This window comes from Nocardioides massiliensis (assembly GCF_030811215.1).
In the GTDB taxonomy this organism is placed as follows: domain Bacteria; phylum Actinomycetota; class Actinomycetes; order Propionibacteriales; family Nocardioidaceae; genus Nocardioides_A; species Nocardioides_A massiliensis.
In genome coordinates this window covers 2,690,573-2,716,443 of sequence record NZ_JAUSQM010000001.1, presented here as the reverse complement: position 1 = coordinate 2,716,443, position 25,871 = coordinate 2,690,573, and the positions used below count along the sequence as shown (strand labels likewise).

The following is a 25,871-nucleotide window of genomic DNA, read 5'->3' as shown; positions in this document are numbered from 1 at the left end:
ATGACTATACATGCACTCACATAGGTGTGCACATCGGGGTCCCGCGGTGCGCTGCGCCGCCGACGGCTTCGGGACGACGGGCTAGCCGCGCTGCTGCGCCCCGCACACCGCGACCGCACGGGCGACCGCCCCGTCACGCGCCGCTGCCGCCTCCTCGTCGGTGAGCGTCCGGTCAGGTGCCCGGAGCCGGAGCGCAAACGCCAGGCTGCGGTGACCGTCGGGGACCTGCTCGCCCACGTAGACGTCGAAGAGCCGCACCGACTCCAGCAGCGCACCGGCGCCGTCGCGCAACGCCTGCTCCACGGTGCCTGCCGGCACGTCGGCCGGGACCACCAGCGCGACGTCCTCCTTGGCCACCGGGAACGACGACAGGACGGGGCCGGTCACGACCTCCGGGGCCGCGGCGAGCAGGGCGTCGAGGTCGATCTCCACCGCGGACGTATGACGGGGCAGGTCGAGCGCCGCGCAGACCCGCGGGTGCAGCTCGCCTGCGTGCCCCAGCACGACCGGCTCGGGGCCGGTCAGGCGGATCTCGGCGCAGCGGCCCGGGTGCCACGGCGCGACCTGCGCCGCGCCCACCTCGAGCTCGACGTGGAGGTCCTCGGCCAGGCGGTGGACGACGTCGAGGGCATCGGCCCAGTCGGCGTCGCGTCCCGGGCCGTACCACCCGGCCAGCTCGCGCGGACCGGCCAGCACGACGGCGAGGTGCTGCGGCTGGCGCGGGAGCGCAGCGTCGAGCGTCGCGAACTCCGCCTCGCTCGGGCGGGCGTCCACGCCATAGATCGGCGCCTCGGCACCGGGCCCCTCGGTAGCGAAGGCGACCGTGGCGGTCTCGTAGATCGCGACCCCCTCGGCACCCCGACCGACGTTGCGGGCGGCCGCGCGCAGGATGCCGGGCAGCAGCGTGGCCGTGTAGCCGGGCTGCTCGGCCGAGAGCGGGTTCGCCAGGGGCACGCTGCGGCGCCGGTCGTCGTCCTTCGGCAGCTCGAGCGCGTCGAGGTCGGCCTCGCCGACGAACGGCATGCTGACGACCTCGGTCAGACCCGCACCCGCGAGCAGGCGTCCGGCGCGACGGCGCAGCTGCTGCTGACGGGTCAGGCCGCGGCCACCGAGCGGGCGCGGGAGCACGGCCGGCACCTGGTCGTAGCCGACGATCCGGGCGACCTCCTCGACAAGATCGAACGGGTCGCTGAGATCAGGGCGCCACAGCGGGACGGTGGCGAGGACGTCGTCGCCGTCGCGCTCGACGGTGCAGCCGACCGCCTCGAGGTGCGCCACCGTGGTGGCGGCGTCGACGGTCAGCCCCGTCACGCGTGCCGGGAGATCGGCGGCCATCCGTACGGTGCGGCGCGCCGGCAGCGAGCCGACGACCGTGACGCCCTCGGCGGCGGCGCCCCCGCCGTACGTCGTCAGCAGCTCGACGACCCGGTCGGCGGCAGCCTCGCAGGTGGCGGGGTCGGCACCGCGCTCGTTGCGCTTGCCGGCCTCCGAGGTGATCTTGTGGCGACGTCCGGTGCGGAACATCGCGACCGGGTCCCAGTGGGCCGCCTCGACGAGGACGCGCGACGTGGTGTCAGACATCTCGGTGGCCTCGCCACCCATGACGCCGCCCAGGCCGATCGCGCCGGTGTCGTCGGTGACGACGAGGTCCTCAGCCGACAGCACCCGCTGCGTGCCGTCGAGCGTGGTGAGCCGCTCCCCCTCGCTCGCGCGCCGGATGCGCAGCGCCCCGGCCACCTTGTCGGCGTCGTAGCCGTGGATGGGCCGACCGGTCTCGAGCATCACGTAGTTGGTGACGTCGACGGCGAGCGAGATCGGGCGCATGCCCGCCTGGACGATGCGCCGGGCCATCCAGTCGGGGGTCGCGGCCGTCGGGTCGAAGCCCTCGACGACGCGCGCGACGAAGACCGGGCAGCCCTCGGGGTCGTCGACGACGACGGGGTGGCCCTCGTCGTTCGCCGCAGGCACAGCGCGGTCGACCGGGTCGGTGAACCCGACGCCGAAGGCCATCGCCGCCTCCCGGGCCACGCCGCGCAGCGAGAGCGCGTAGGCACGGTCGGGGTTGATCTCCATCTCGATGACGTCCTCGCGCAGACCGAGGACCTCGAACGCGTCGTCACCGGGCTCTCCGGCGTCGGCCGGCAGCACGATGATCCCGTCATGATCCTCGCCGAGGCCCAGCTCGCGGGCGGAGCAGATCATCCCGGCCGAGACGTGGCCGTAGGTCTTGCGCGCGGAGATCGCGAAACCACCGGGCAGGACGCCGCCGGGCAGCACGACGACGACGAGGTCGCCGGGCGCGAAGTTGTGCGCGCCGCAGACGATGCCCTGGGGCTCTCCGGTGCCGTTGGCGTCACCGACGTCGACGGTGCACCAGTTGATGGTCTTGCCGTTCTTCTGCGGCTCCGGCTCCATCGTCAGCACGCGGCCGACGACGAGCGGGCCGGTGATGTCGGCACCGCCGACCTCGAGCGCCTCGAGCTTGAGACCGAGCGCCGTGAGGCGCTTCGCGATCTCCTCGCTCGACGCCTCGGCGGGCAGGGCGGCGTACTCACGGATCCAGCTGACCGGCGCGCGCATCTAGAGGTCACTCCCGAAGGTCGTGGCGAACCGCTGGTCGCCTTCGAACATGTAGCGCAGGTCCTCGATCCCGTGGCGGAACATGAGCGTGCGGTCGATGCCCATGCCGAAGGCGAAGCCGGTGAACCGGTCCGCGTCCACGCCGCAGGCGCGCAGCACCCGCGGGTTGACCACGCCGCACCCGCCCCACTCGATCCAGCCCTCACCGCGACAGGTGCGGCACGTCGTGCCGTCCTCGGCGCTCCCGGCGCCCCGACACACGAAGCAGATCAGGTCGACTTCGGCGCTGGGCTCGGTGAAGGGGAAGTACGACGGGCGGAACCGGGTGCTGATCCCCTCGCCGAACATCCGCGCGGCGAAGTGGTCGAGCGTGCCCTTGAGGTGGGCCATCGTGATGCCCTCGTCGATCGCCAGACCCTCGACCTGGTGGAACATCGGCGAGTGGGTGGCGTCGTACTCGTCGGTGCGGAAGACCCGCCCGGGGCAGACGACGTAGAAGGGTGGCTCGCGCGTGAGCATCGTGCGCGCCTGCACCGGCGAGGTGTGGGTGCGCAGCACGACGTGGTTGTCGGCCGGCTCGGTCCAGAAGGTGTCCTGCATCGTGCGCGCGGGGTGGTCCGGGCCGAGGTTGAGGGCGTCGAAGTTGAGCCATTCGGCCTCGACGACCGGGCCCTCGGCGACCTCCCAGCCCATGGCGACGAAGACGTCGGCGATCTTCTCCGCGCCCGTGGTCAGGGGGTGACGGGCACCGCGCCGCGCCCGCGCGGTCGGCAGGGTGACGTCGACCGTCTCCTCGACCAGCATCCGCGCCTCGTGCTCGGCCTCCAGCACCTCGGTCCGCTCGGCGAGTGCCTTGCTGACCGCGCCGCGCGCCTGGCCCACGCGTTGGCCGGCCTCCTTGCGCGCCTGCGGCGGCAGTGCACCGATCTCCCGGTTGGCCAGGGCCAGCGGGGAGCGGTCCCCGGTGTGGTCCAGCCGCACCTGCTTGAGCTGCTCGAGGTCGGCCGCGGCCGCGATCGCCGCCAGCGCCTCGTCCCGCATCAGCGCGACCTGCTCCGCCTTCAGCGGGGTCACCTCGACGGGGTCGTACTCGGAGTTGGGGCCGGACATCGTTGCCTTTCGGTGCGCCTCGTGGTGCAGCTTCGGGTGCGGCTCGCGGTGGTCGGGCGCGAGACCCTGCATGCGGATTCTAGGAACTAGCCCGCGCGCCGGTCGTCGGTGGGCCAGGCGATGACGACCCGGGCGCCTCCGCCGGGTGCGTCACCGATCTCCACGGTCCCGCCGTGGGCGCGGGTGAGTCCGTTGACGATGTAGAGCCCGAGCCCGGACCCACCCCGCCCGCCGTGCTGCCAGAACTTCGTGAACGCTCGCCGGCGGATCTCCGGGGCGATGCCCTCCCCCTCGTCGTCGACGGTGATCGCCACGGGTCCATCGACCTCGCCCGGCGCGGCCAGGGTCACCAGCACCCGCCCGTCGCCGTGGCGGACGGCGTTCTCCAGGACGTTGGTGAGGACCTGCAGGAACTTGTCGGGGTCGGCGAAGATCCGCGGCAGCTCCTCGGCCGGTCCGGCGACCTCGATCGTGCGGGAGGTCGCCGCGCGGACGCTCTCGACCGCTCGGGTCACGAGGTCGAGCGTGGCCACCGGGCGCGGGAAGAGCGAGAGCCGACCGGTGTCGATGCGGGCGACGTCGAGCAGCTCCGCGATCAACCGGGTGAGCCGGTCGGCGTCGGAGTGGACGGTCGTCAGCATGAGCTTCTTCTGGTCGTCGTTGAGCCGGTCCCACTTCGTCAGCAGGGTGCGCACGAAGCCCTTGACGCCGGTCAGCGGCGAGCGCAGCTCGTGGGCGACGGTCGCGACGAGGTCCGAGCGCTCGCGGTCGAGGCGTTCGCGCCAGCGTCCCGAGCGCAGGCTCACGACCACGCGCTCGACCGGCCCGCCGGCCTGGCTGCGGATCAGCCGGGCCGTGACGAGCACCTCGACGCCGCTGCGCAGCAGCCACGCCTGCTCGGTGAGGGTGCTGCGGGTGGAGAGTCCGGCGTACGGCGCGTTGTCGCCGAACCAGTCGCGACCCTCCTGGTCCTGCAGCGCCACGACCTCACCCAGGTCGCGCCCCAGCACGTCGTCGCGGTCGACCTCGAGCATGGTCGCCGCCACGGCCGAGACGTAGCGGACGCGACCGTCGGCATCCGCGACGACGACACCGTCGGTCAGCTGGTCGAGGACCTCGCCGAGGTCGAGGTCGGCAGCAGGAGTCCGGTGCGGTGGTGTCACAGCTGCACGCTATCGGCGCTCCCTCATCGGCGCTCACTCGATCGACGCAGGGCGCGCGCGGAGGCGTAGAGGCACAGCGCAGCGGCGGTCGCCAGGTTGAGGCTCTCGGCGCGGCCGTGGATCGGGATCGCGACCCGACGGTCGCAGGCCTGCGCGATGGCGGGGTCGAGGCCGTGGGCCTCGTTGCCGAAGACCCAGGCGGTGGCGACCCCGAGGACGCCGGCGTCGGCGAGCTCCTCCAGGTCGTCGGGACCGGAGCCGTCGGCGGCCAGCACCTGCAGGCCTGCGGCCCGCAGCGTCTCGATCGTCTCCAGGACGTCGTCGGTGCGGGCGACCGGCAGGTGGAAGAGGCTGCCCACGCTGGCCCGGACGGCCTTGGGGTTGTAGGGGTCGACCGAGGTGCCGGCGAACACCGCCGCCGCAGCACCGGCGGCGTCGGCGCACCGGATCACGGTGCCGGCGTTGCCGGGGTCCCGGACGTCGGCGCAGACGGCGACGACGGGCGGGAGCGACTCCCCCGGCGTACCGGCAGCGTGCTCGGCGAGACCGTCGAGCACGTGCGCGAGCGGACGGTCGAGGAACCGGCACACCGCCACCACGCCCTGCGGGGTGACCGTGTCGGCGAGCGAGGCCAGCGCGGCGTCGTCGACCCGGCGTACGACGGCCCCGGCCTCCTCCACCGCGGTGAGCAGGGTCGCGTGCACCGTGGCGGCCTCGGGAGCCACGAACACCTCGACCAGGCAGCCCGGGACGTCGAGGGCCTCGGCCAGCGCCTTGGGGCCCTCGACGAGGAACATCCGCTCCTGCATGCGGACGGCACGGCGGTGGAACCGCCGTGCCGTCTTCACACGTGAGTTGCGGACACCCAGCACGGAGACGAGCCCGGTGTCGGGCTCGTCGTCCGGGCCGGGGCCCACGCGAGGCGCTCCTGCGCTCAGGCGGACGCCTCGGCCCGCGGGGCGTTGACGTCCTCGGGGAGGGCGTCCTTGGCGACCTGCACGAGGGCCGAGAAGGCCGCAGCGTCGTTGACCGCGAGGTCAGCGAGGATCTTGCGGTCGACCTCGACCTCGGCGGCCTTGAGGCCCTGGATGAACCGGTTGTAGGTCAGACCCTCGGCGCGCGCCGCGGCGTTGATGCGCTGGATCCACAGCTTGCGGAAGTCGCCCTTGCGCTTGCGACGGTCGTTGTAGCTGTAGACGAGCGAGTGGGTGACCTGCTCCTTGGCCTTGCGGTACAGGCGCGAGCGCTGACCCCGGTAGCCGGAGGCGCGCTCGAGGACGACCCGGCGCTTCTTCTGGGCGTTGACCGCCCGCTTGACGCGTGCCACTAGTGACTCCTTGGTGCAACAGATGAGCTGGGTGGGTGAGGGGGAAGGTGCGGGTGCCTCAGCGACCCAGCAGCTTGCGGGCCTTCTTGACGTCGGCCTTGGCGACCTCGGTCGTGCCCGACAGTCGACGGGTGGTCTTCGAGGCCTTGTGCTCGAGGTTGTGGCGCATTCCCGCCTTCTCGCGACGGAGCTTGCCCGAGCCCGTGACCCGGAACCGCTTGCTCGCACCGGAGTGCGTCTTGTTCTTCGGCATTGCCTGACTTCCTACTCGTCGTCTCGTACGTCCACGTGGCGGCCCGGTCGCGGGTCGCCCACGTGCGGGCTCACATGTCGGGGTCGATGTTCTCCGACCGGCGACCGACCTTCTTCTGCGTCGTGCTGACGGCCGGCTTCGCCGTGCGCTCCGCGTGCTCGGCAGCCTTGTCGGCTGCCCGCTCGGCGGCCTTCTCGGCCTTCTCGGCCTGGACCTCGGCCTTGGCCTCGGACTTCTTCTTGTGCGGGCCCAGGACCATGATCATGTTGCGGCCGTCCTGCTTCGGCGAGGACTCCACGAAGCCGAGCTCCTCCACGTCCTCGGCCAACCGCTGCAGCAGCCGGAACCCGAGCTCGGGACGGTGCTGCTCACGACCCCGGAACATGATGGTGATCTTGACCTTGTCGCCAGCCTTGAGGAAGCGGACCACGTGGCCCTTCTTCGTCTCGTAGTCGTGCTGGTCGATCTTCGGCCGGAGCTTCATCTCCTTGATGACCGTGTTGGTCTGGTTCCGGCGCGCGTCACGGGCCTTCTGGGCGTTCTCGTACTTGAACTTCCCGTAGTCCATGAGCTTGCACACCGGAGGACGAGCGGTCGGAGCGACCTCGACCAGGTCGAGGTCGGCCTCCTGCGCGAGCCGGAGCGCGTCGTTGGTGGCGACGATGCCCACGGTCTCTCCGTTGGGGCCGACGAGCCGAACCTCGGGTACGCGGATCCGGTCGTTGATGCGCAGGTCAGTGCTGATGGGTCCTCCTGGGGTGGGTCGAGCGGGCCGGACCGCCGCGGCGAGGAGTCTGGCGCCTCCAGCGGTGTCCGTAGCGGACAACGCCGGAAACCAAGAAAGGCTTCCGCGACGACGAGCGGAAGCCTCACGGCCGCACGGTGGGTGCGACCCCCACGAGCACCCCACCAGGGGATGATCATGACCGGAACCCGACGACCTCGCGGTCGGTGCGGGTGGAAGGGCGAGCCCTCCGCTTATCTCCTTCCCGGCACGCGGGAAGAACGTCTCGGCAAGTCTAGCGCGGGGACGCGGTGCCTGGCGAATCGGTCGCCGCGACCCAGGCCCAGCGGCCCTCGAGTCGGGTGAGGCGCCAGCCGTCGGCGAGGGCCTGCAGGTCCTCGCCCTCGACGACGAACAGCACCGGACCGGCGACGTCGACCAGCAACGCGGCCGCGCCGTCCTGGCGAGCCGAGCGCGCGGCGTCCATCGCCGACACCGGCACCGGACGCGCCTCGGGGTTCCAGGTCTGCAGGGGCTCCAGGCCGGTGAACGACAGCAGCGCCTGGCGCCCGTCGCGGCCCTGCATGAGCACCGCCGCCATGTCGGCGGTCTTCTCCTGGGCCAACCCGTGGGCCCCGACCTCGACCTCGCCGAGCAGCGCGACGACCGGGACGAGGAGCCGGGTGTCCTGCAGGACGGCGATGACGTCGTACGCCGCCCCGGGTGCGTCGGGCGCCTGGGCATAGACGTCCAGCGCCGCCCGCAGGTGCGGGTCCACCTCCCCCGCGTCGTCGGGGAACCCCGGGTCCGGGATCGATCGCGCCTGTGGTCCGCTCACGACCCCAGTCTCTCAGCCCGGGTGGAGGGCCCGGCGCGCAGCACGAGGCGGCCCCGTCTGGGAGGCTGTGCCCATGGAGTTCGACAGTGCCTTCGACCGGACGACCTGGCAGGTCCTGACCGCCGTGCTGACCGCCGTCGGGCTGGCGGTGACCGCCCTGGTGTGGCGGCGCCGTGGCGCCGTCGCCGGGCTGCGCGCCTTCGCCGTCACCCTGCTGCCCGCTGCGGCGTACCTCACCGGCGCCATCCGGATGCTGTGGGAGATCGGGGACGCGGTGGTGTCGTTCGTGACGCGGCTGACCTTCAGCCCGATGGTGTGGACCGGGGTCGCTCTCCTGGGTGTCGCGGTCGTGCTCTGGGTCGTCGCCGGCTTCCTGCGTGCCCGCGGCGTCGGGACGCGGCGTGCGCCCCGGGTGGTCGAGGAGCCCCGTCGGTCGAGGGACACCGCGGTCGAGGGGCGTCGCAGCGCCAAGCCGGCTGCGTCCCAGACCGGTGCGGCGGCCGACGACGGCATGGACGACATCGACGCCATCCTGCGCCGGCACGGGATCGAGTGATGGCCGGCAACCACCCGGTCGTCGGCGGCGGCGACGCCGAGCGCGACGCCCTCGCCCGGCGGCTCACCGCGGCCGTCGCGCGGCTCGACCCGGCACCTGGCCCGCGCTACGTCGTCGACCTGGACGCGTTCGACGCCAACGCCGCGGACCTGCGACGGCGCGCGGGCGGTGCGCCGATCCGCGTCGCGAGCAAGTCCGTGCGCGTGCCCGCGCTGCTGCGCCGCGTGCTGGCGCTCGACGGGTTCCACGGCGTCCTCGCCTACACGCTGGCCGAGGCCCTGCACCTGCACGCGACCGGCGTCAGCGATGACATCGTCCTGGGCTACCCGAGCGTCGACGGCGCCTCGCTGGCCGCGCTGCTGCGCGACGAGGCGGCTGCTGCGGCGATCACACTGATGACCGACGACCCGGCCCACCTCGACGTCGTCGACCGGGTGCGTGCGTCCCTGCCCGACCAGCCGACCACGACGGTCCGGATCGCGATCGACATCGACGCCGGTCTGCGCCTGGGCCCGGCGGGCCACGTCGGGCCGAAGCGCTCGCCGCTGTTCGACATCGATGACGTGGTGCGCTTCGCCGACCACGTGGTCGGCCGCGCCGGGTTCGCCCTCGTCGGCGTGATGACCTACGAGGGCCAGGTCGCCGGCGTCCCCGACGCTGTGCCGGGCCAGCGCGCCAAGTCCGCCGTCATCCGGCGGTTGAAGAGCACATCGGTCACCCGCCTCGACGACCGTCGCCGCGCGCTCGCCGCGGCACTCGCCGAGCGGGTGACGCTGGAGTTCTGGAACTCCGGCGGCACCGGCAGCATCGAGACCTCGACGGTCGCGCCCGTCACCGAGGTGGCAGCCGGGTCCGGCCTCCTCGTCCCCCACCTGTTCGACCACTTCCGGTCCTTCCGGCCGCGACCGGCGGCCTACCTCGGCTTCCCCGTCGTACGCCGTCCCAACGCAGGCACCGCGACGGTCGCCGGCGGCGGGCTGATCGCCTCCGGCGCCACCGGCAAGGACCGCTCCCCCGTGCCGTGGGCACCAGCCGGCCTCCAGCTGACGGGCCTCGAGGGTGCCGGCGAGGTCCAGACCCCGCTGACCGGGCCGGGTGCGGCTGCGCTGCGGATCGGCGACCTGGTGTGGTTCCGGCACGGCAAGGCCGGCGAGCCGGCCGAGCACGTCCAGCAGGTGCACCTGGTCTCCGGTACGGGCGTCGTCGACTCGGTGCCGACGTACCGGGGCCTCGGGCACTGCTGGTGAGCTCCTGGTGAGCTGCTGATGAGCACCGACCGACCGGCCGCGCAGGCCGCTGAGGAGGTCGCTGAGGAGGTCGCCGCGCTGGTGGCGCGGGCCGAGCCGCGGCTCGGCGCGGGCCACCTGGTGTGCGTCGACGGTCCTGCCGGCTCGGGCAAGACGACGTTGGCGGCGGCACTGGAGTCGGCGTACGGATGGCCGGTGGTCCACATGGACGACCTGTTCGCCGGCTGGAGTGGACTGCCGGAGGTCGATCAGCAGGCGTGGCAGGACCTGCTGCGGCCCCTCAGCCGGGGACGTGCCGGGCGCTACCGGCGCTTCGACTGGCACCGCGACGCCTACGCCGAGGAGCACGAGGTCCCCGCGCTCGCACCGGGCGAGGTGCTGGTGCTGGAGGGCGTGGGTGCGGGCTCCGCGCCCTGGGCCGAGGTGACCTCGGTGCTGGTGTGGGTCGAGGCCGACCGCGACGTCCGGCTCCGGCGCGGCCTGGAGCGCGACGGGGACGCGTTCGCCCCTCACTGGGAGGCCTGGGCGCGCGCCGAGGCGAAGCACTTCGCCGCGCACGGCACGCGCGCGCGGGCCGACCTCGTGTGGCGGACCTGAACGCCCCTCCAGGCTTCAGCCCAGCGGCGGTGCGGTCAGCTTGTAGTCGGTGAAGTGCTGCTCGAGCGCGAACCCGGCCCGCTCGTAGAGGCCGACGGCTCCGGACGGGTTGTCGGAGTCGACGTCGAGGCACGCCCGGTCCAGGCCCGCACGGTGGCAGGCGTCGAGCGTGTGGCGCAGGACCGCGCTCGCCAGGCCGCGACCGCGGTGCTCGGGCGAGGTCCCGACCTTGGCGATGTAGGCCTCCTTGCGACCGGTGGCCTCCTCGACCGCGGCGTACACGTTGGTCTGCACGTAGGCGGCGATGCCGCCGTCGGCGTCGTCATCGACGACGAGGAACGACAGGTCCGGGCGGAAGTTGCGGTTGCCGGTGACCCACTGGCGCCACATGCCCTCGTCCCACGTCGCGAAGTTCGGGTGGTGACCTAAGAAGGCGTGATTGTGGGCGATGCGGAGTGCCTCGCCGTCGGCCGCCGGGTCGTAGCCGCGGATCCGCATCCCCCTCGGCAGCTCCGGCACCGTCGTCGGCACCAGCGGGTCGACCCCGAGGACGAGCCGGTAGCGGTCGGCGACGAATCCCCGGGTGGTGAACAGCCGCTGCTGCGCCTTGTCGGAGGTCAACCCGCCCGCGAGCAGGACCGCCTCGAGACCAGGCTGCTCGCGGTGTCGGTCGCGCATGCGGTCGACGAGCGCGGTGACCAGCTGCGCACCGATCCCGCGTCCGCGGCGCTCGGGGTGCACCCCGCCGCCGGAGTACATCGTCAACCGACCCTCGGACGGCGACCGCGGGGTGAGCTGGACGTAGCCGACGAGGACGTCGTCCGCGAAGGCCCCGATCCAGTCCCGCTCGGGCTCGAGCAGGGGGTCGGCGTACTCCTCCTCGAGGTCCGCCAGGCTGTAGTGCTCATCGGTGCGGTCCTCGACCTCGATCGCCTGGACCAAGGCGAGCAGGACGGGCAGGTCGGCACGGGCGAGTCCACGCAGGCGGACGGGAGCGGTCATGGGCCGAGCGTACGAATCAGGACGCGCGGGCCGCGAGTCGATTTCGCCGGCGGGCGAGCTGGATCAGGCAGCGGGTCGGTCGGCGCGGTTCGCGGCGCGAGCGACCTCGCGCAGCTGCCGGACCGCGCGCTCGGCCCGCACGCCCTCGGTCTGCAGGACCCCCAGCAGACCGATGGCGGTGCCGTCGTGGAGGACCACGCTCGCCCACGGTGCACCCCGGCGCATCCGGATCGACGCCACGTCGCGCCAGGCGACCTCGTAGGTGCGGTAGCCGTTGACGACGGTCGCGCCGTCGGCGCGCACGTCGACGCGCGAGCGCGCCACCGCGTGCCCCGTGGCGAAGAACAGCGCACCGAGGACGAGCAGCGTGCTGATCTGGAAGAGGGTGAACTTCGCGCGGGTCTCGTCGTCGAAGCCGATCCAGACCGCCGCGCACACCGCGAACAGACCGACCAGCACGGCGACCACGGCGAGGCGGACCCCGAGCGGGCGGATCCGGAACGGCAGCGCGGGGACGTCCACCTCCCCCGAGGCGGACGACCGGGCGGGGACGGGCTGGGAACTCATGGGGTCACTCCGGGTGGGCGCGGGTGGGACGCCGCGCTCAGAGCCGACAGGCGTGGATGTCGGTGAGCAGGATGCCCCGAGCACCGATCTGCCACAGCGCGTCCATCAGACGCTGGGCGCCGTCGCGCGGCACCATCGAGCGTACGGCCACCCATCCCTCGCGGTGCAGCGGGGACACCGTCGGGCTCTCGATGCCGGGGGTCAGCGCCACCGCTGCCTCGACCTGCTCGTCGGGGATGTCGTAGTCCATCATCACGTAGGACCGCGCGACCAGGACGCCCTCGATGCGGCGCCGGAAGATGTCGAATCCGGCCGGCATGCCCTCGCCCGCCCGGGTGATGAGCACGGCCTCGGACTCGAGGATCGGCTCGCCGAAGACCTCGAGGCCCGCCTGGCGCAGTGTCCGGCCGGTCTCCACGACGTCGGCGATGGCGTCGGCCACGCCGAGCTGGACAGAGGTCTCGACCGCACCGTCGAGGCGGACGACGTCGGCGCCGATGCCGCGATCGGCGAGGTGGCGGCGCACGACGCCCGGGTACGACGTCGCGATGCGCTTGCCCGCCAGCCCCTCCACCGAGGTGATCGTGCCGGGGCGGGCGGCGTAGTGGAACCGCGACCGGCCGAAGCCGAGGGCGCGCACCTCGTCGGCGGCCGCACCGGAGTCGAGCAGCAGGTCGCGACCGGTGATGCCGATGTCGAGCGTGCCGGCGCCGACGTAGACCGCGATGTCACGAGGGCGCAGGTAGAAGAACTCCACGCCGTTCTCGGGGTCGAAGACCGTGAGGTCCTTGGTGTCCTGGCGCTGGCGGTAGCCGGACTCGCGCAGGATGTCGGTCGCGGCGATCGACAGCGAGCCCTTGTTGGGCACGGCGATGCGCAGCGGGCGGCCGTTGGGGGTGTCGGCCGGGGTGTTGGTGGTGCTGGCTTGGGTACTGGGCGTACTGGTCATGGGTGGTCTCGATTCGAGGCGGGAGGACGGGCGGGGACCGGCCTCACAGATGTCGGTAGACGTCCTCGAGCGTGAGTCCGCGCGCCAGCATCAGCACCTGGGCGTGGTAGAGCAGCTGGCTGATCTCCTCGGCCGTCCGGTCGTCGGACTCGTGCTCGGCGGCCATCCAGGACTCGGCGGCCTCCTCGAGGAGCTTCTTGCCGATGGCGTGCACGCCGGCGTCGAGCTGGGCGACGGTGCCCGACCCCTCGGGGCGGGTCCGCGCCTTCTCGCTCAGCTCGCGCCACAGGTCCTCGAAGGTCTTCACAGACGTCAAGGGTACGGCGTGGGCACCCTCCGGCTGCACCGGTCCCAGCGCGTCCTGCCTCACCCTCCGCCCGCCCGCGGCTCAGTCGCGCAGCGAGCGCAGCAGGAGTGCGGTCGCCAGGGCGGCGTACGTCGCCTCGGCGCCCTTGTCCTCACGCGAGCCCTCGATGCCGGCACGGTCGAGAGCCTGGGCCTCGGTGTCGCAGGTGAGCAGGCCGAAGCCGATCGGCACGCGGTGGTCGAGCGCGACCCGGTTGAGCCCGTCGGTGGCGGCGGTGCAGACGAAGTCGAAGTGCGGGGTGCCACCGCGGATCACGACGCCGAGCGCGACGACGGCGTCGTACCCCTGGGCCGCGAGCTCGCCGGCGACCACCGGGAGCTCGAAGGAACCGGGCACGCGGACCAGGAGGTGGTCCTCGACGCCGGAGGCACGCAGGGTGCGCTCGGCACCCGCGATGAGGCCGTCCATCACCTCGTCGTGCCACGACGAGGCGACGACGGCGACGCGCAGTCCGGCCGCCTCCAGCGGGGTGGTGGCGGGCGCGCCGTGTCCGCTCATCGGGCGATCTCCTCGGCCATCGGGTCGGTGACCGGCTCGAGCACGGACGGGTCGGGGAGCCCGTCGAGGGTGTGGCCCATCCGGTCGCGCTTGGTCATGAGGTAGGCGAGGTTGTGGTCGTTGGGTCGCGGCGTGAGCGGCACCTGCTCGACCACCTCGATGCCGAAGGCCTCGAGGTCGGTCACCTTGCCGGGGTTGTTGGTCATCAGCCGCACCGAGGTGACGCCGAGGTCCCGCAGGATCTGCGTGGCGGTCCCGTAGTGCCGCGCGTCGGCGGGCAGGCCCAGGTCGAGGTTGGCGTCGACGGTGTCGCGCCCGCCGTCTTGGAGCTGGTAGGCCTGCAGCTTGGCGACCAGCCCGATCCCCCGACCCTCGTGGCCGCGCAGGTAGACCACGACGCCGCGGCCCTCCTCGACGATCCGGTCGAAGGACTCGTCCAGCTGGGGACCGCAGTCGCAGCGCCGCGAGCCGAAGGCGTCGCCGGTGAGGCACTCGGAGTGCACCCGGGTGAGGACCGGTCCGCCCGCCGTCAGCGCCTCCGGGTCGCCGTACACCAGCGCGACGTGCTCGGAGCCGTCGACGGTGATGCGGTAGCCGTAGGCCGTGAAGTCACCGGCACGCATGGGCAGGCGGGTCTCCGCGACCCGCTCGACGTGGGTCTCGTAGCGACGGCGGTAGCGCACGAGCTCCTCGATCGAGATCATCGCCAGCCCGTGCTCGTCGGCGAACTCGCGCAGCTCGGGCCCGCGTTTCATGGTGCCGTCGTCGTTGACGATCTCGACCAGCACGCCGGCGGGGGTCAGGCCCGCCATCCGGGCGAGGTCGACCGCGGCCTCGGTGTGGCCGCGGCGCACGAGGACACCGCCCTCGCGGTAGCGCAGCGGGAAGACGTGCCCGGGGCGGGTGAGCTCCCACGGCTCGGTCGCCGAGTCGGCCAGGGTCCGCACGGTGTGGGCCCGGTCGGCGGCGGAGATGCCGGTGCTGACGCCGTCGCGTGCATCGACCGAGATCGTGTACGCCGTGCGCAGCGGGTCCTTGTTGTGCGGCGTCATCAGCGGGATCTCGAGGCGGTCGAGCATGTCGCCCGGCATCGGCACGCAGATCACGCCGCTGGAGTGCCGGATGGTGAAGGCCATCAGCTCCGGTGTGGCCTTCGCCGCGGCGAAGATGATGTCGCCCTCGTTCTCGCGGTCCTCGTCGTCGACGACCACGACCGCCTTCCCGGCGGCGATGTCGGCGATCGCCTGCTCGACGCTGTCGAGGCGGATCGGCGTACTCATGCTGTCTCTCCTTGGTTGGCGCCGCGACCGGCGGTCAGGCGCTCGATGTACTTCGCGAGGACGTCGACCTCGAGGTTGACCCGCTCCCCCGGCTCACGGGAGCCGAGCGTGGTGCGGGCGAGGGTCTCCGGGATCAGGCTGATGGTGAAGCGCGGCGGGGCCTGCGGGTCGTCGGCGTCGCCGTCGTGGACGTCGACCACGGTGAGCGAGACACCGTCGACCGTGATCGACCCCTTCGGGACCAGGTAGCGCACCAGCGTCGGCGGCAGCGCGATCTCGACGAGCTCCCAGTGCTCCGACGGCGTGCGGCTCAGCACGGTGCCGGTGCCGTCGACGTGGCCCTGCACGATGTGGCCGCCGAGCCGCGTCGACGGGGTGACCGCGCGCTCGAGGTTGACCCGGGAGCCGGGCTCGAGCGTGCCGAGGGTGGTCTTCGTGAGCGTCTCGCGCATCACGTCGGCGGTGAAGGTCTCGGTCGACCGCTCGGCGACCGTCAGGCAGCAGCCGTTGACCGCGATCGAGTCGCCGAGGGTGGCGTCGGTGACGACGTGCGGACCGCGAACGGTCAGGCGGATCGCGTCCGCCTGCTCCTCGATCGCGTCGATGGTGCCGAGCTCCTCGACGATGCCGGTGAACAACTCACACGCTCCCTAGCTCGGGGTCCAGGTCGGACAGGCTGTTGGCCGGGAACCACTCGCGGCCGTCGGGCAGGTAGGGCAGGCGCCGGTAGGGCCGCAGCACCAGCCGGACGTCGTGCTCCAGGCGGGTGACCGACTGCAGTGAGAGCCGCCGGGCGTCGCCGAGCGTGCCGATCCCGAGGTCACCCAGGAGGTGGGGGCCAGCCCCGAGCAGGACCGGGGCGACGTAGGCGATGACCTCGTCGATGAGACCCGCGGCCAGGAACGCGGCCGCGAGCGTGGGTCCGCCCTCGAGCAGCACCTCGCGCTGGCCGCGCTCGAAGAGCGTCGCGAGCGCCTCGTGCGGGTCGCGGGTGGTCAGCGTCAGCGTCTCGGCCGCCCCGTCGGTGAGCAGCCGCGCGGTCGCGGGCAGCGGGCGCCGTCCCATCACCACGCGCAGCGGCTGGCCGGGCAGGAGCTCGTCATCGGTGTCGCGAGCGGTGAGGGCGGGGTCGTCCGTCAGGGCGGTGCCGGTCCCGACGAGCATCGTGTCGATGCGCGCGCGCAGCGCGTGGACCTCTGCGCGGGCGGCGTCGCCGGTGATCCAGCGGCTGGTGAGGTCGGCGGCCGCGACCCGGCCGTCGAGTGTGGTCGCGGTCTTCCACACGACGTACGGGCGGCCGTGCACGAGGCCGTGGGTCCACCCGCGGTTGAGCAGCGCGAGCTGCGGACCGAACGTCACGTCGTCCTCACCGAGGACGACCACGTCGACGCCGGCCTCCTCGAGGAGCCGCGCACCGCCGGCCGCGACCGGGTTGGGGTCGGGCATGCCGATCACCACGCGGCGTACGCCGGCCGCCAGCAGCGCCTCGGTGCACGGACCGGTGCGGCCGGTGTGGGTGCAGGGCTCGAGCGTGACGACGGCCGTGCCGCCGTGCGCCCGGTCGCCGGCCTCGGTGAGGGCGTCGACCTCCGCGTGCGGCGTACCCGCGCCCCGGTGGCGCCCCACGGCGACGATCTTGCCGGCGGCATCGATGATCGTGCAGCCCACGCGCGGGTTCGGGCCGAACGGGATCCCGCGCGCCGACGCGGCACGCAGAGCCATGGCCATGGCCGTCGGCTCCCCCATGCGGAAGTCCGCCATCGCGGTGCCCCTCTCGCCTCGCGCAACGCGGGCCCCGGGGCGACTGTGACTGCTGCGCGCCCGGAGGGCGGGCATCAGCCTGCGTGCACTTCCCATCCGGACTTTGACCGTCGGTCCAGGAGTTCCACCTGGTCAACCGGTCACTGGTGGTGACCGGGTCGCGGACTTTCACCGCCGGCTCGGATTTTCACCGACCCCAGAGCACGCGAGCTATCAACTCGTCGGGATCAAGCCTGCCACATCGCGGGGTCCCGGAGAGGGTGGGGTGTGCCACCAGGCGAGACGCGGGGGTCTCGAGCCTGGTGGTCGAGCTGTCGTGTGCTCTCAGGAAGCCGTCGCGCCCTGGGCGGCGGCACGCAGGGACTCCACCATCGCGTCGGGGTCCTGCGCGGAGTAGACGGCCGACCCGGCGACGAACACGTCGGCCCCGGCCTCGGCACACCGCTCGATGGTCTCCAGCGAGACGCCGCCGTCGACCTGCAACCAGGTCTCGACGCCGTGCTTGGCCATGAGGGCGCGGGCCCGGCGGATCTTCGGCAGCACCAGGTCGAGGAACTTCTGTCCACCGAAGCCCGGCTCGACGGTCATCAGCAGCAGCATGTCGAGCTCGGGGAGCAGGTCCTCGTAGGGCTCGACCGGCGTGGCCGGCTTGAGCGCCATGCTCGCGCGGCCCCCGGCGGCGCGGATCTCCCGGGCCAGCCGCACCGGCGCCTTGGCCGCCTCGACGTGGAAGGTGACCGAGCCACAGCCGGCCTCGACGTACGCCGGGGCGTGCCGGTCGGGGTCCTCGATCATCAGGTGCGCGTCGAGAGGCGTGTCGGTGCTGCGGGCGAGCGCCTCGACCATCGTGGGGCCGAAGGTCAGATTGGGCACGAAGTGGTTGTCCATCACGTCGACGTGGATCCAGTCGGCCGAGGGGATGCGCGCCACCTCCTCACCCAGACGGGAGAAGTCGGCGTTCAGGATGCTCGGTGTGATCTGGATGCCCACGGGCGTCGATCCTAGGTTGTGGCAGTTGTGCTCCTAGGGTGCGGGGCATGCGCTTCGACCAGCCACCCGTCGTCCGCGCCTGGGTGGACGACCCCGCCGCGCTCCCCGCGGACGCGTGGCCGCGCACCGTGCCGGCCGTCGCGCAGGTGGTGCGGGAGGGATTCGCGCCCGCGCCGGGCGTCACGCTCCTGGTCGGCGAGAACGGCTCGGGCAAGTCGACGCTGGTCGAAGCACTGGCCACGGCGTACGGGCTCTCGCCGGAGGGCGGGACGGCGTACGGCCACCACAGCACGCGTCCGACGGAGTCACCCCTGGGCGGCGCACTGCGGTTGCAGCGCGGCGTCGGGACCGGCCGCTATGGGTTCTTCCTGCGCGCGGAGACCATGCACGGGTGGTTCACCTTCGTCGAGGCCATCGGGGGCAGCGACCCGACGTTCCACGAGATGAGCCACGGCGAGTCGTTCCTGGCTGTGCTCCGTGCCCGCTTCGACAGCCCCGGGTTCTACTGCCTGGACGAGCCCGAGGCGGCGCTGTCGTTCTCGGCGCAGCTGGCTCTCGTGGGTGTGCTGCACGACGTGGCCGCGCGAGGTGGGCAGGTCGTCTGCGCCACCCACTCCCCCGTGGTCGCGGCCATCCCGGGCGCTCGGCTGCTCGAGGTCGGACCGTGGGGGTTGCGCCCGACGACGTGGGAGGAGCTCGAGACGGTCGGGCACTGGCGGGCGTTCCTCGAGGCGCCGCAGCGCTACCTGCGCCACGTGCTCGACGACTGACCGACCCTGCGGCCGCGGGCCCGGGCGTCGACCCGGCGCGGGTCGCCGCGGGACGCCGATCAGAGGTGGACGGTGATGTCGGCGTCCTCGCGCAGCTGCTCGATCAGGTCCTGGGCCACGCGGCCCTGCTCCTGCTGGCGGGCCTGCTCCTCGAGCTGCGGGCGCACCTCGGCGAATGCGGGGAACTCCGGCTGCCCCTCGCCACCGGCCGCGCCACCCTGCTGCTGCTTGAGCTGGCGGTAGAGCTGGCGCAGCTCCCGCTCGGAGATGTCGAACTCCCCCGCCTCGTCGGCGACCAGCTGCTCGATCGTCATCTGGTCGCGCACCTGCTCACGCACGAGCTCCTCGCTGCTGCCCTGCTCCTCGAGGGCGGCGAGCAGCTCCTCCACCGAGCCGAGCTGGTTCTGCTCGGCCAGCTGCGCGAGCTCGCCCTGCACGTCCTGCGCCGAGGCGCTGATGCCGCGCTCGTCGGCCTGCTGGCGCAGCAGGACGGTGTTGACCAGGACGGTGGCGGTCTGCTCCTTCAGGGCATCGGCGTCGGGCTCCTGCCCGGTCATCTGCGCCTGCATGGCGGCCTGCCGGAACTGGGCCTCGTAGGCCGGGACGAACTCGTCGCGCGTCACCTCTTGCCCGTTGACCTCGGCGACCACGTCGGGGATGTCGTCGAGGTCGGGCTCGGGTGCCGGGGTGTCCGGCGACGGCTCGGTCTGCTCGGTCTCCTGCTGAGCGGACTCCGTCTCCGCCGAGGTGTCACCGTCGCCACCGCACGCGGAGAGCACGAGCAGCGCGGCGGCCAGCAGGACGCCGAGGACGGTCGTGGTTCGCTTCTGACTCATTCCCTCGACCGTACGGGGCGCCGTGAACTCGCGCGTGAGCCCAGCCGTCACGACCGGCGCAGCAGCGCCAGATACATCGCGTCGGTGCCGTCGCTGTGCGGCCACAGCTGCTGGGACTGCTCGAGGCGGACGTCGTCGTGGCGAGCGAGCGCCGCGTCGACGACCTCGACCGTCTCGGCCAGCACGGGCGAGCAGGTGACGTAGCCGACGACACCGCCGGGACGCACGCTGGCGATCGCGACGTCGAGCAGCCGCGCCTGGAGCTGCTGGAGCGTGGCGAGGTCCTCCGGCGTACGCCGCCAGCGAGCCTCGGCACGGCGGCGCAGTGCACCCAGGCCGGTGCACGGCGCGTCGAGCAGCACGCGGTCGAAGGACGCCGGCTCCCAAGCGGGCGTCGTCGCGTCGCCGACGGTCACGGTGACGGCGTCGCCGAGGCGCGCGACCGTCTTGCGGACCAGTGCTGCGCGGTGCTCCTGGAGCTCGTTGGCGACCAGGTGCGCATCGCGCTGCCGGGCGAGCGCACCGAGCAGGGCCGCCTTGCCGCCCGGCCCGGCACACATATCCAGCCATCGGGCGTCGGCGCCGGTGACGGGTGCGTCGGCGACCGCCAGGGCGACCAGCTGTGAGCCCTCGTCCTGCACCCCGGCCCGCCCGCGCCGCACGGCCGGCAGGCTGCCCGGGTCGCCGCCCGGCAGCGTCGCGGCGTACGGCGAACGGCCGGTCGGGACCGCGCCGGCCTCCTCCAGCTCGCTCATCTCCACTAGGCCCGGACGTGCCACCAGGGTCACCTTGGCGGGGTCGTTGTCGGCCGCGAGGAGCTGCTCGAGCTCACCCTCGCGTCCGTGGTGGGCCAGGGACGCCGCGAGCTGCTCGACCACCCAGCGGGGGTGGGCGTGCGCCACCTCGGCGTGCCCGATCGGGTCGCTCGCTGCGTCCGGAGCGACGCGGGCTACCCAGGCGTCGAGGTCACGTGCACCGACCTTGCGCAGCACCGCGTTGGCGAACCCGGCAGCGCCGCGGTGGACGTGGTTGCGGACCAGGTCGACGGTCGTGCCGACCGCCGCGTGGGCGGGCACCCGCATCGACAGCAGCTGGTGGGCACCCAGCCGCAGGGCGTCGAGCACCGGCGGGTCGACCTTCGCGAGCGGTCGGTCGAGGCAGGCGGCGAGGATCGCGTCGTAGGTGCCGCGGCGGCGGATCGTGCCGGCGGCCAGCTCCGTGGCGAAGGCCGCGTCCCGGCCGCTGATGCCGTGGCGCGTGAGCGCGGCCGGCAGCGCGAGGTTGGTGTAGGCGTCCTCGGCGTGCACGGCGCGGATCACGGCGTACGCCGCCTCCCGCGCCGGGTCCACCGGCCGCGTGCCCCCGCGCCGGTCAGCCAACGTCGCCGGCCGTCTGTCCCAGCACCGTGCCGGACTCGACACGGACACCGCGCGCCCAGTCGGCGGCGTCCATCTCCTTCTTGCCGAACGCCTTCACCCGACCCAGCTGCACGGGCGTGGTCGCGGTGCCGACGAAGACCGCCTTCTTCGTCACGCGGAGGACACCGGGCGCGAGCCGCTCCTCCCCCTCGGCCGCGTCGGTGACGGTGACCGGTCCGAGCTTCATGCGCTCGCCGTCGTAGAGGGTCCAGGCGCCCGGACCGGGGGTGCAGGCGCGGATGCGGCGGTCGATGGCGACCGCGGGCTCGCTCCAGTCGACGCGGGCGTCCTCGACGAGGATCTTGGGAGCGAAGCTGATCCCCTCGGCCGGCTGCTCGCGGGCCTCGAGACTGCCGTCCTCGATGCCGTCGAGCGTCTGGACCAACAGGCCGGCACCGCCCTCGGCGAGCCGCTCGAGCAGGTCGCCGGCGGTGTCGGTGGGCCGGACCCGCTCGGTCATGACGCCGAACGTCGGGCCGGCGTCGAGCTCCTTGACGATCCGGAAGGTCGTGGCGCCGGTGACCTCGTCACCGGCCCAGACCGCGTGCTGCACCGGGGCGGCGCCGCGCCAGGCGGGCAGCACCGAGAAGTGCAGGTTGACCCAGCCGTGCGGGGGGATGTCGAGCGCCGACTGCGGCAGGAGGGCGCCGTAGGCGACCACGGGGCAGCAGTCCGGGGCCAGCGCCCGCAGCTCGGCCTGGAAGTCCTCGTCGCGCGGGTGCGTGGGCTTGAGGACGGGGACGCCGAGCTCCTCCGCACGCTGCGCGACGGGCGAGGCGACGAGCTTGCGGCCGCGACCCGCCGGTGCGTCAGGGCGGGTGACGACGCCGACCAGCTCGTGGTTGCTGGCGGCGATGGCGTTCAGGGCGGGGACGGCGACCTCGGGGGTGCCGGCAAAGACGACGCGCATGGTCTAGAAACCGAGTCCGTTCGTGGGATGGGGAGAGAGCTTGACGACAGGGGGCTGGGCACCGAACCACTCGGCCTCGCGGATGGCGCGCATGGCCTCCTTGCGGGTCGCGACATCGAGGCGGTCGACGAAGAGGATCCCGTCGAGGTGGTCGGTCTCGTGCTGGATGGCGCGCGCGAGCAGCTGCGATCCCTCGACCACGACCGGCTCGCCGTGCATGTCGAACCCGCGCGCGACCACCGACAGGGCACGGGTGCAGTCGAAGCCCAGACCGGGGATCGACAGACACCCCTCCTGGCCGTGCTGGGTCTCCTCCGACAGCGTCAGGTCGGGGTTGACGAGGTGGCCGACCTCGCCGTCGACGTACCAGGTGAACACGCGCAGCCCGACGCCGATCTGCGGCGCGGCGAGCCCGGCTCCTCCAGCCTCGTGCATGGTGTCGACGAGGTCGGAGACGAGGGTGCGCAGCTCCTTGTCGAAGTCGACGACCGGGGTCGCCGGCGTCCGCAGGACGGGATCGCCGAAGAGTCGGATCGGTTGGATGGCCACGGGGGCGGAGTCTACGAGGCCGGTCCGCTCAGCCCAGCGCCACCGGGTCGACCTGCACGCGGACCGCCGGCAGCTTGCGCGCGGAGCGCAGGCTCTGGGCCTCGCGCAACGCGTCGGCGAGGGCGACGCCGGCGGCACGGGGGGTGCGGACCACGACGCGAACCTCCGGGTCGGCGCCGGGGGGCGCCGGCACAGGCGCGGGACCGAGGACCTCGGTGCCGGGTGGGAGCTGGAGCAGCTCCAAGACGCCGGTGACCGCGCCCTCCTCGCCGGTGATCGTGACTAGCCGGGACGCGGGCGGGAAGTGCGTGTCGGTGCGGCTGGCGAGCTCCCGCTCGGCGGCGCCGGCCGGGTCCCACCGCACGAGCGCCTGAAGGGCGGGGTGGGCGCTGTCGCCCACCGCCACCACGTCGCCGCCGGGACGAACGAGCGCGGCCGCGTTGAGCCAGCGGCGCAGCGACTCCTCCTCGGTGCGCAGGTCGGGGCGCGAGAGCATCAGCCAGGTGTCGAGCAGGATCACGGCGGCGTAGCCGGCTGCGGCGACGGGCTCCGCGCCCGGGGTGGCGACCACGATGGCCGGCTTGTCGGGGACGTCGGCGAGGACGTGGTCGCCCGCCGAGGTGCGGACCGTGATGCCGGGGAACGCGCGACCGAGCTCCTCGGCGGTGCGCTGCTCCCCCACCACGGGGGCCCGCAGCCCGTGGCCGCTGCAGGTCGGGCAGGTCCAGGCCTCGGCGGGCTCGGCGCACCAGCGGCAGTGCAGCGGCGCGGCCCGGCCGGGCTGGTGGAGCGGGCCGGCGCACAGCGTGCACCGGGCGGGGGTGAGGCAGCGGTCGCACGCCAGGCTGGCGGCGTACCCGTGGCGGGGCGTCTGCACCAGGACCGGACCGGTGCTCAGTGCGCGGCGCACCGTCTCCGCGGCGACGCGCGGGACCCGGCTGGCCCGGGCGAACGGGTCGCGGGCGAGGTCGCGGTCGCTGGCACCCGGCACCTGGACGCGCACCCGCGAGCGCACGAGCTCACGCGGCGGGGCGACCGGACGGGCCCAGCTCGTGCGCAGCAGGTAGGTCGCCTCGACGGTCTGGGCGTGTCCGGCCACCACCGCGGCGGCATCGGCCAGCCGGGCGCGCTCGAGCAGCACCTCGCGGGCGTGGGGGTAGGGAGCGCGGGGCTCGGCGTGGAGGTCGTCGCCGTCGTCCCAGATCACGACGAGCCCCAGGTCGCGCACCGGTGCGAACGCCGCGGCGCGAGTGCCGACGACGACCCGGACCTGACCGCGCAGCGCCGCGAGGTAGGCGGCGTAGCGGCGCGCGGGACCGAGGTCGGCGGTGAGGACGACGTGCTGGTCGGGGCCGAGGACGGTCCGCAGGGCGGCGTCGAGGCGGTCGACGTCGCGAGCGTCGGGGACGCAGAGCACGACGTCTCGACCCGCGGCCGCCGTCGCCCGGGCCGCGAGCGCCAGCGCGGTCGGCCAGTCCTCGGCGGGCGCGGCGGTCCAGACGGCGCGGGGCGCCGCGGACCGCGCGAGGGCCTCGAGCAGCGCCGCGCCGCCGTCGTAGGCCGCCCACGGCCCGGGGTCGTCGAGCGGGGCCGGGGCGGGCGCCGGCGGGACCGGCTCCTTCTTCTCGGTCGTGGCGTGCCGCGGCGGGACGGCCAGGCGTAGGACGTCGGAGACGGTGCCGGCGTAGCGCTGCGCGACGGCTTCACAGAGCCGGGCGACCTCGGGGGTCAGCACCGGCTCGGCGCTCACCACGCGGCGCAGCGGCGCGAGTCGACCCTCGTGCTCCGAGCGCGGCAGCCGCTCGATCACGAACCCGTCGAGGTCCTGGCCGGCGAAGCGCACCTTCACCCGCGCCCCCGGCACCGCGCTGTCGGCCATCGCCTCGGGCACGAGGTAGTCGAAGGGCCGGTCGAGGTGCGCCAGCGGCACCTCCACCAGGACCCGGGCGACCGGGTCCACCTCCGCGGCCTTCGTCGCGGGCACGGCCTTCGCCGGCTGCTCCGCCCGCGATCGGCGTACCGCGGCCCGGGCGAGGTCGGGCAGCAGCGCGGGCTGCTCCTCGGGGCCGGGCGTCGTGGTCACGGGGGCATTCCTACCAACCCGGGCCGACACCGCCGTACGCGCTCATCCCCGGCAGCGCTCCGAACGTCCCACGCGTCCCACTGCGTACACGTTTCTGCGTGACACGCCGACGAGAACGCATACACAGTGACAACTTCGCTACACGTGTAGCGAAACCACCGCTGTGTAGATGTTCCAGCCGGCGTGTTGCGCAGGAACGTCTACACGGTGGGTGGTCTCAGACCCCGACGGCGGCCTTGAGCGCGTCGACGCGGTCGGTGCGCTCCCAGGTGAAGTCGGGCAGCTCACGGCCGAAGTGGCCGTAGGCGGCGGTCTGGGCGTAGATCGGGCGCAGCAGGTCGAGGTCGCGGATGATCGCGGCGGGGCGCAGGTCGAAGACCTCGAGGACGGCCTTCTGGATGGAGGCGACCGGGACGGTCTCGGTGCCGAAGCAGTCGACGTAGAACCCGACCGGCTGGGCCTTGCCGATGGCGTAGGCGACCTGGACCTCGCAGCGGCTCGCGAGGCCGGCGGCGACGACGTTCTTGGCGACCCAGCGCATGGCGTACGCCGCGGAGCGGTCGACCTTGGACGGGTCCTTGCCGGAGAAGGCGCCGCCACCGTGGCGGGCCATGCCGCCGTAGGTGTCGATGATGATCTTGCGGCCGGTCAGGCCGGCGTCGCCCATCGGGCCACCGAGCTCGAAGCGCCCGGTGGGGTTGACCAGCAGGCGGTAGCCGTCGGAGGGGATGTCGAACTCCGCGAGCACCGGCTCGACGACCTTCGTGCGGATGTCGGGGGTCAGCATCGTCTCCAGGTCGATGTCCTGGGCGTGCTGGGTGGAGACGACGACGGTGTCGACGCGCACCGGGCGGTTGTCGTCGTCGTACTCGATGGTGACCTGGGTCTTGCCGTCGGGACGCAGGTAGGCCAGCGTGCCGTCCTTGCGGACCTGCGAGAGTCGCATGGAGAGCCGGTGGGCGATCGTGATCGGCAGCGGCATGAGCTCCGGGGTGTCGTCGCACGCGTAGCCGAACATCAGCCCCTGGTCACCGGCGCCCTGCTGGTCGAGCGGGTCGGCGGACTCCCCCTGCCGCGCCTCGTAGCCGGCGTCGACGCCCTGGGCGATGTCGGGCGACTGCGCACCGATGGCCAGCTGCACACCACAGGAGTTGCCGTCGAAGCCCTTGACCGAGGAGTCGTAGCCGATCTCCAGGATCCGGTCGCGCACGAGCTGTGCGATGGGCGCGTAGGTCTTGGTGGTCACCTCACCGGCGACGACGACGAGTCCGGTCGTCAGCAGCGTCTCCACAGCCACCCGGCTGGTGGGGTCGTCGGCGAGCAGCGCATCGAGGACGGTGTCGCTGATCTGGTCGGCGATCTTGTCGGGGTGACCCTCAGTCACCGACTCCGAGGTGAAAAGTCGTCCTGCCACGTTGCTCTGCTCCTGTGGTGTCGAAGGGCTGCACCCAGTCCATGTCTGGGCGACCCTAACGCGGATGGTGATCCCCGCCGGG

The 25,871-nt window shown here is 73.2% G+C and carries 26 protein-coding genes, 1 pseudogene and 1 riboswitch; of the genes and pseudogenes, 4 read left to right on the top strand and 23 right to left on the bottom strand.

Features of this window, described 5'->3' with window-relative positions; translation table 11 throughout:
- Nucleotides 1-81 precede the first annotated feature (81 nt).
- The 8 genes from pheT to J2S59_RS13465 form a co-directional block, all read right to left on the bottom strand.
- Complete coding sequence (gene pheT, locus J2S59_RS13500) at nucleotides 82-2,580, bottom strand: phenylalanine--tRNA ligase subunit beta (protein ID WP_068121577.1); 2,499 nt, start codon at nucleotides 2,578-2,580, stop codon at nucleotides 82-84.
- Nucleotides 2,581-3,690, bottom strand: coding sequence for a phenylalanine--tRNA ligase subunit alpha (pheS, locus tag J2S59_RS13495; RefSeq protein ID WP_068121581.1), 1,110 nt, complete (start codon nucleotides 3,688-3,690; stop codon nucleotides 2,581-2,583).
- 86 nt (nucleotides 3,691-3,776) lie between these two features.
- Entirely contained in the window at nucleotides 3,777-4,853 is a 1,077-nt protein-coding gene (locus J2S59_RS13490; protein ID WP_306825210.1) for a sensor histidine kinase, read from the bottom strand.
- Nucleotides 4,854-4,876: 23 nt separating this feature from the next.
- On the bottom strand, nucleotides 4,877-5,770 hold the full coding sequence (locus J2S59_RS13485) for a TrmH family RNA methyltransferase (RefSeq protein WP_246360102.1): 894 nt from the start codon (nucleotides 5,768-5,770) through the stop codon (nucleotides 4,877-4,879).
- Between the two features lie 17 nt (nucleotides 5,771-5,787).
- The gene (gene rplT, locus J2S59_RS13480; protein WP_068117188.1) at nucleotides 5,788-6,180 is read right to left on the bottom strand and encodes a 50S ribosomal protein L20; all 393 of its coding nucleotides are present in this window, start codon (nucleotides 6,178-6,180) and stop codon (nucleotides 5,788-5,790) included.
- A 58-nt stretch (nucleotides 6,181-6,238) separates the two neighbouring features.
- Nucleotides 6,239-6,433 (bottom strand): 50S ribosomal protein L35, encoded by a 195-nt coding sequence (rpmI, locus tag J2S59_RS13475; RefSeq protein WP_068117185.1) that lies wholly within the window; start codon nucleotides 6,431-6,433, stop codon nucleotides 6,239-6,241.
- Nucleotides 6,434-6,503: 70 nt separating this feature from the next.
- On the bottom strand, nucleotides 6,504-7,259 hold the full coding sequence (gene infC, locus J2S59_RS13470) for a translation initiation factor IF-3 (RefSeq protein WP_370871492.1): 756 nt from the start codon (nucleotides 7,257-7,259) through the stop codon (nucleotides 6,504-6,506).
- Nucleotides 7,260-7,452: 193 nt separating this feature from the next.
- Nucleotides 7,453-7,995 (bottom strand): SseB family protein, encoded by a 543-nt coding sequence (locus tag J2S59_RS13465; protein WP_068117181.1) that lies wholly within the window; start codon nucleotides 7,993-7,995, stop codon nucleotides 7,453-7,455.
- Between the two features lie 73 nt (nucleotides 7,996-8,068).
- Here J2S59_RS13465 and J2S59_RS13460 point away from each other — a divergent pair, with 73 nt between their 5' ends.
- From J2S59_RS13460 to J2S59_RS13450, 3 genes are read left to right on the top strand one after another with little or no spacing between them, the layout of a single operon-like run.
- Nucleotides 8,069-8,551: a hypothetical protein gene (locus tag J2S59_RS13460; RefSeq protein ID WP_068117179.1), complete on the top strand. Its 483-nt coding sequence runs from the start codon at nucleotides 8,069-8,071 to the stop codon at nucleotides 8,549-8,551.
- Nucleotides 8,551-9,798 carry an alanine racemase gene (locus tag J2S59_RS13455; RefSeq protein WP_306825209.1) on the top strand — a complete coding sequence of 416 codons (1,248 nt, stop codon included), beginning with the start codon at nucleotides 8,551-8,553 and terminating at the stop codon, nucleotides 9,796-9,798. The genes J2S59_RS13460 and J2S59_RS13455 overlap by 1 nt, the downstream gene beginning before the upstream one ends.
- 18 nt (nucleotides 9,799-9,816) lie before the next feature.
- Nucleotides 9,817-10,395: an AAA family ATPase gene (locus J2S59_RS13450; protein WP_181641772.1), complete on the top strand. Its 579-nt coding sequence runs from the start codon at nucleotides 9,817-9,819 to the stop codon at nucleotides 10,393-10,395.
- A 15-nt stretch (nucleotides 10,396-10,410) separates the two neighbouring features.
- Here J2S59_RS13450 and J2S59_RS13445 read toward each other — a convergent pair whose 3' ends face one another.
- From J2S59_RS13445 to rpe, 9 genes and pseudogenes are all read right to left on the bottom strand, one after another.
- Nucleotides 10,411-11,397 (bottom strand): GNAT family N-acetyltransferase, encoded by a 987-nt coding sequence (locus J2S59_RS13445; RefSeq protein WP_068119749.1) that lies wholly within the window; start codon nucleotides 11,395-11,397, stop codon nucleotides 10,411-10,413.
- A 63-nt stretch (nucleotides 11,398-11,460) separates the two neighbouring features.
- Entirely contained in the window at nucleotides 11,461-11,964 is a 504-nt protein-coding gene (locus J2S59_RS13440; RefSeq protein ID WP_181641773.1) for a PH domain-containing protein, read from the bottom strand.
- A 37-nt stretch (nucleotides 11,965-12,001) separates the two neighbouring features.
- On the bottom strand, nucleotides 12,002-12,913 hold the full coding sequence (hisG, locus tag J2S59_RS13435) for an ATP phosphoribosyltransferase (protein ID WP_181641774.1): 912 nt from the start codon (nucleotides 12,911-12,913) through the stop codon (nucleotides 12,002-12,004).
- A 43-nt stretch (nucleotides 12,914-12,956) separates the two neighbouring features.
- Nucleotides 12,957-13,220, bottom strand: a complete 264-nt coding sequence (locus tag J2S59_RS13430; protein ID WP_068119753.1) for a phosphoribosyl-ATP diphosphatase — start codon at nucleotides 13,218-13,220, stop codon at nucleotides 12,957-12,959.
- 81 nt (nucleotides 13,221-13,301) lie between these two features.
- Nucleotides 13,302-13,778, bottom strand: a complete 477-nt coding sequence (gene ribH / locus J2S59_RS13425; RefSeq protein ID WP_068119755.1) for a 6,7-dimethyl-8-ribityllumazine synthase — start codon at nucleotides 13,776-13,778, stop codon at nucleotides 13,302-13,304.
- Complete coding sequence (locus tag J2S59_RS13420; RefSeq protein WP_306825208.1) at nucleotides 13,775-15,058, bottom strand: bifunctional 3,4-dihydroxy-2-butanone-4-phosphate synthase/GTP cyclohydrolase II; 1,284 nt, start codon at nucleotides 15,056-15,058, stop codon at nucleotides 13,775-13,777. The genes ribH and J2S59_RS13420 overlap by 4 nt, the downstream gene beginning before the upstream one ends.
- Nucleotides 15,055-15,696 (bottom strand): riboflavin synthase, encoded by a 642-nt coding sequence (locus J2S59_RS13415; protein WP_068121317.1) that lies wholly within the window; start codon nucleotides 15,694-15,696, stop codon nucleotides 15,055-15,057. The genes J2S59_RS13420 and J2S59_RS13415 overlap by 4 nt, the downstream gene beginning before the upstream one ends.
- A gap of 103 nt (nucleotides 15,697-15,799) precedes the next feature.
- Nucleotides 15,800-16,819, bottom strand: a pseudogene (ribD, locus tag J2S59_RS13410) (bifunctional diaminohydroxyphosphoribosylaminopyrimidine deaminase/5-amino-6-(5-phosphoribosylamino)uracil reductase RibD); the annotation flags it as partial.
- A 79-nt stretch (nucleotides 16,820-16,898) separates the two neighbouring features.
- Nucleotides 16,899-17,028: riboswitch (FMN riboswitch) on the bottom strand.
- A 115-nt stretch (nucleotides 17,029-17,143) separates the two neighbouring features.
- The gene (gene rpe, locus J2S59_RS13405; RefSeq protein ID WP_068121320.1) at nucleotides 17,144-17,809 is read right to left on the bottom strand and encodes a ribulose-phosphate 3-epimerase; all 666 of its coding nucleotides are present in this window, start codon (nucleotides 17,807-17,809) and stop codon (nucleotides 17,144-17,146) included.
- 47 nt (nucleotides 17,810-17,856) lie between these two features.
- Here rpe and J2S59_RS13400 point away from each other — a divergent pair, with 47 nt between their 5' ends.
- Nucleotides 17,857-18,579 carry an AAA family ATPase gene (locus J2S59_RS13400; protein ID WP_068121323.1) on the top strand — a complete coding sequence of 241 codons (723 nt, stop codon included), beginning with the start codon at nucleotides 17,857-17,859 and terminating at the stop codon, nucleotides 18,577-18,579.
- Nucleotides 18,580-18,638: 59 nt separating this feature from the next.
- Here the strand turns inward: J2S59_RS13400 and J2S59_RS13395 are convergent, their stop codons facing one another.
- The 6 genes from J2S59_RS13395 to metK all read right to left on the bottom strand — a co-directional run bounded on the left by J2S59_RS13395 (nucleotide 18,639) and on the right by metK (nucleotide 25,789).
- A complete protein-coding gene (locus J2S59_RS13395) occupies nucleotides 18,639-19,415 on the bottom strand; it encodes a SurA N-terminal domain-containing protein (protein WP_068121326.1) in 777 nt (258 codons plus the stop codon).
- Between the two features lie 47 nt (nucleotides 19,416-19,462).
- On the bottom strand, nucleotides 19,463-20,794 hold the full coding sequence (locus tag J2S59_RS13390; protein WP_306825206.1) for an RsmB/NOP family class I SAM-dependent RNA methyltransferase: 1,332 nt from the start codon (nucleotides 20,792-20,794) through the stop codon (nucleotides 19,463-19,465).
- Entirely contained in the window at nucleotides 20,787-21,743 is a 957-nt protein-coding gene (gene fmt, locus J2S59_RS13385; RefSeq protein ID WP_068121782.1) for a methionyl-tRNA formyltransferase, read from the bottom strand. The genes J2S59_RS13390 and fmt overlap by 8 nt, the downstream gene beginning before the upstream one ends.
- Nucleotides 21,744-21,746: 3 nt before the next feature.
- On the bottom strand, nucleotides 21,747-22,292 hold the full coding sequence (gene def, locus J2S59_RS13380) for a peptide deformylase (RefSeq protein ID WP_068121787.1): 546 nt from the start codon (nucleotides 22,290-22,292) through the stop codon (nucleotides 21,747-21,749).
- 28 nt (nucleotides 22,293-22,320) lie between these two features.
- Nucleotides 22,321-24,375 carry a primosomal protein N' gene (locus tag J2S59_RS13375; RefSeq protein WP_306825205.1) on the bottom strand — a complete coding sequence of 685 codons (2,055 nt, stop codon included), beginning with the start codon at nucleotides 24,373-24,375 and terminating at the stop codon, nucleotides 22,321-22,323.
- 217 nt (nucleotides 24,376-24,592) lie between these two features.
- Nucleotides 24,593-25,789 carry a methionine adenosyltransferase gene (metK, locus tag J2S59_RS13370; RefSeq protein WP_068120178.1) on the bottom strand — a complete coding sequence of 399 codons (1,197 nt, stop codon included), beginning with the start codon at nucleotides 25,787-25,789 and terminating at the stop codon, nucleotides 24,593-24,595.
- Nucleotides 25,790-25,871: the final 82 nt, after the last annotated feature.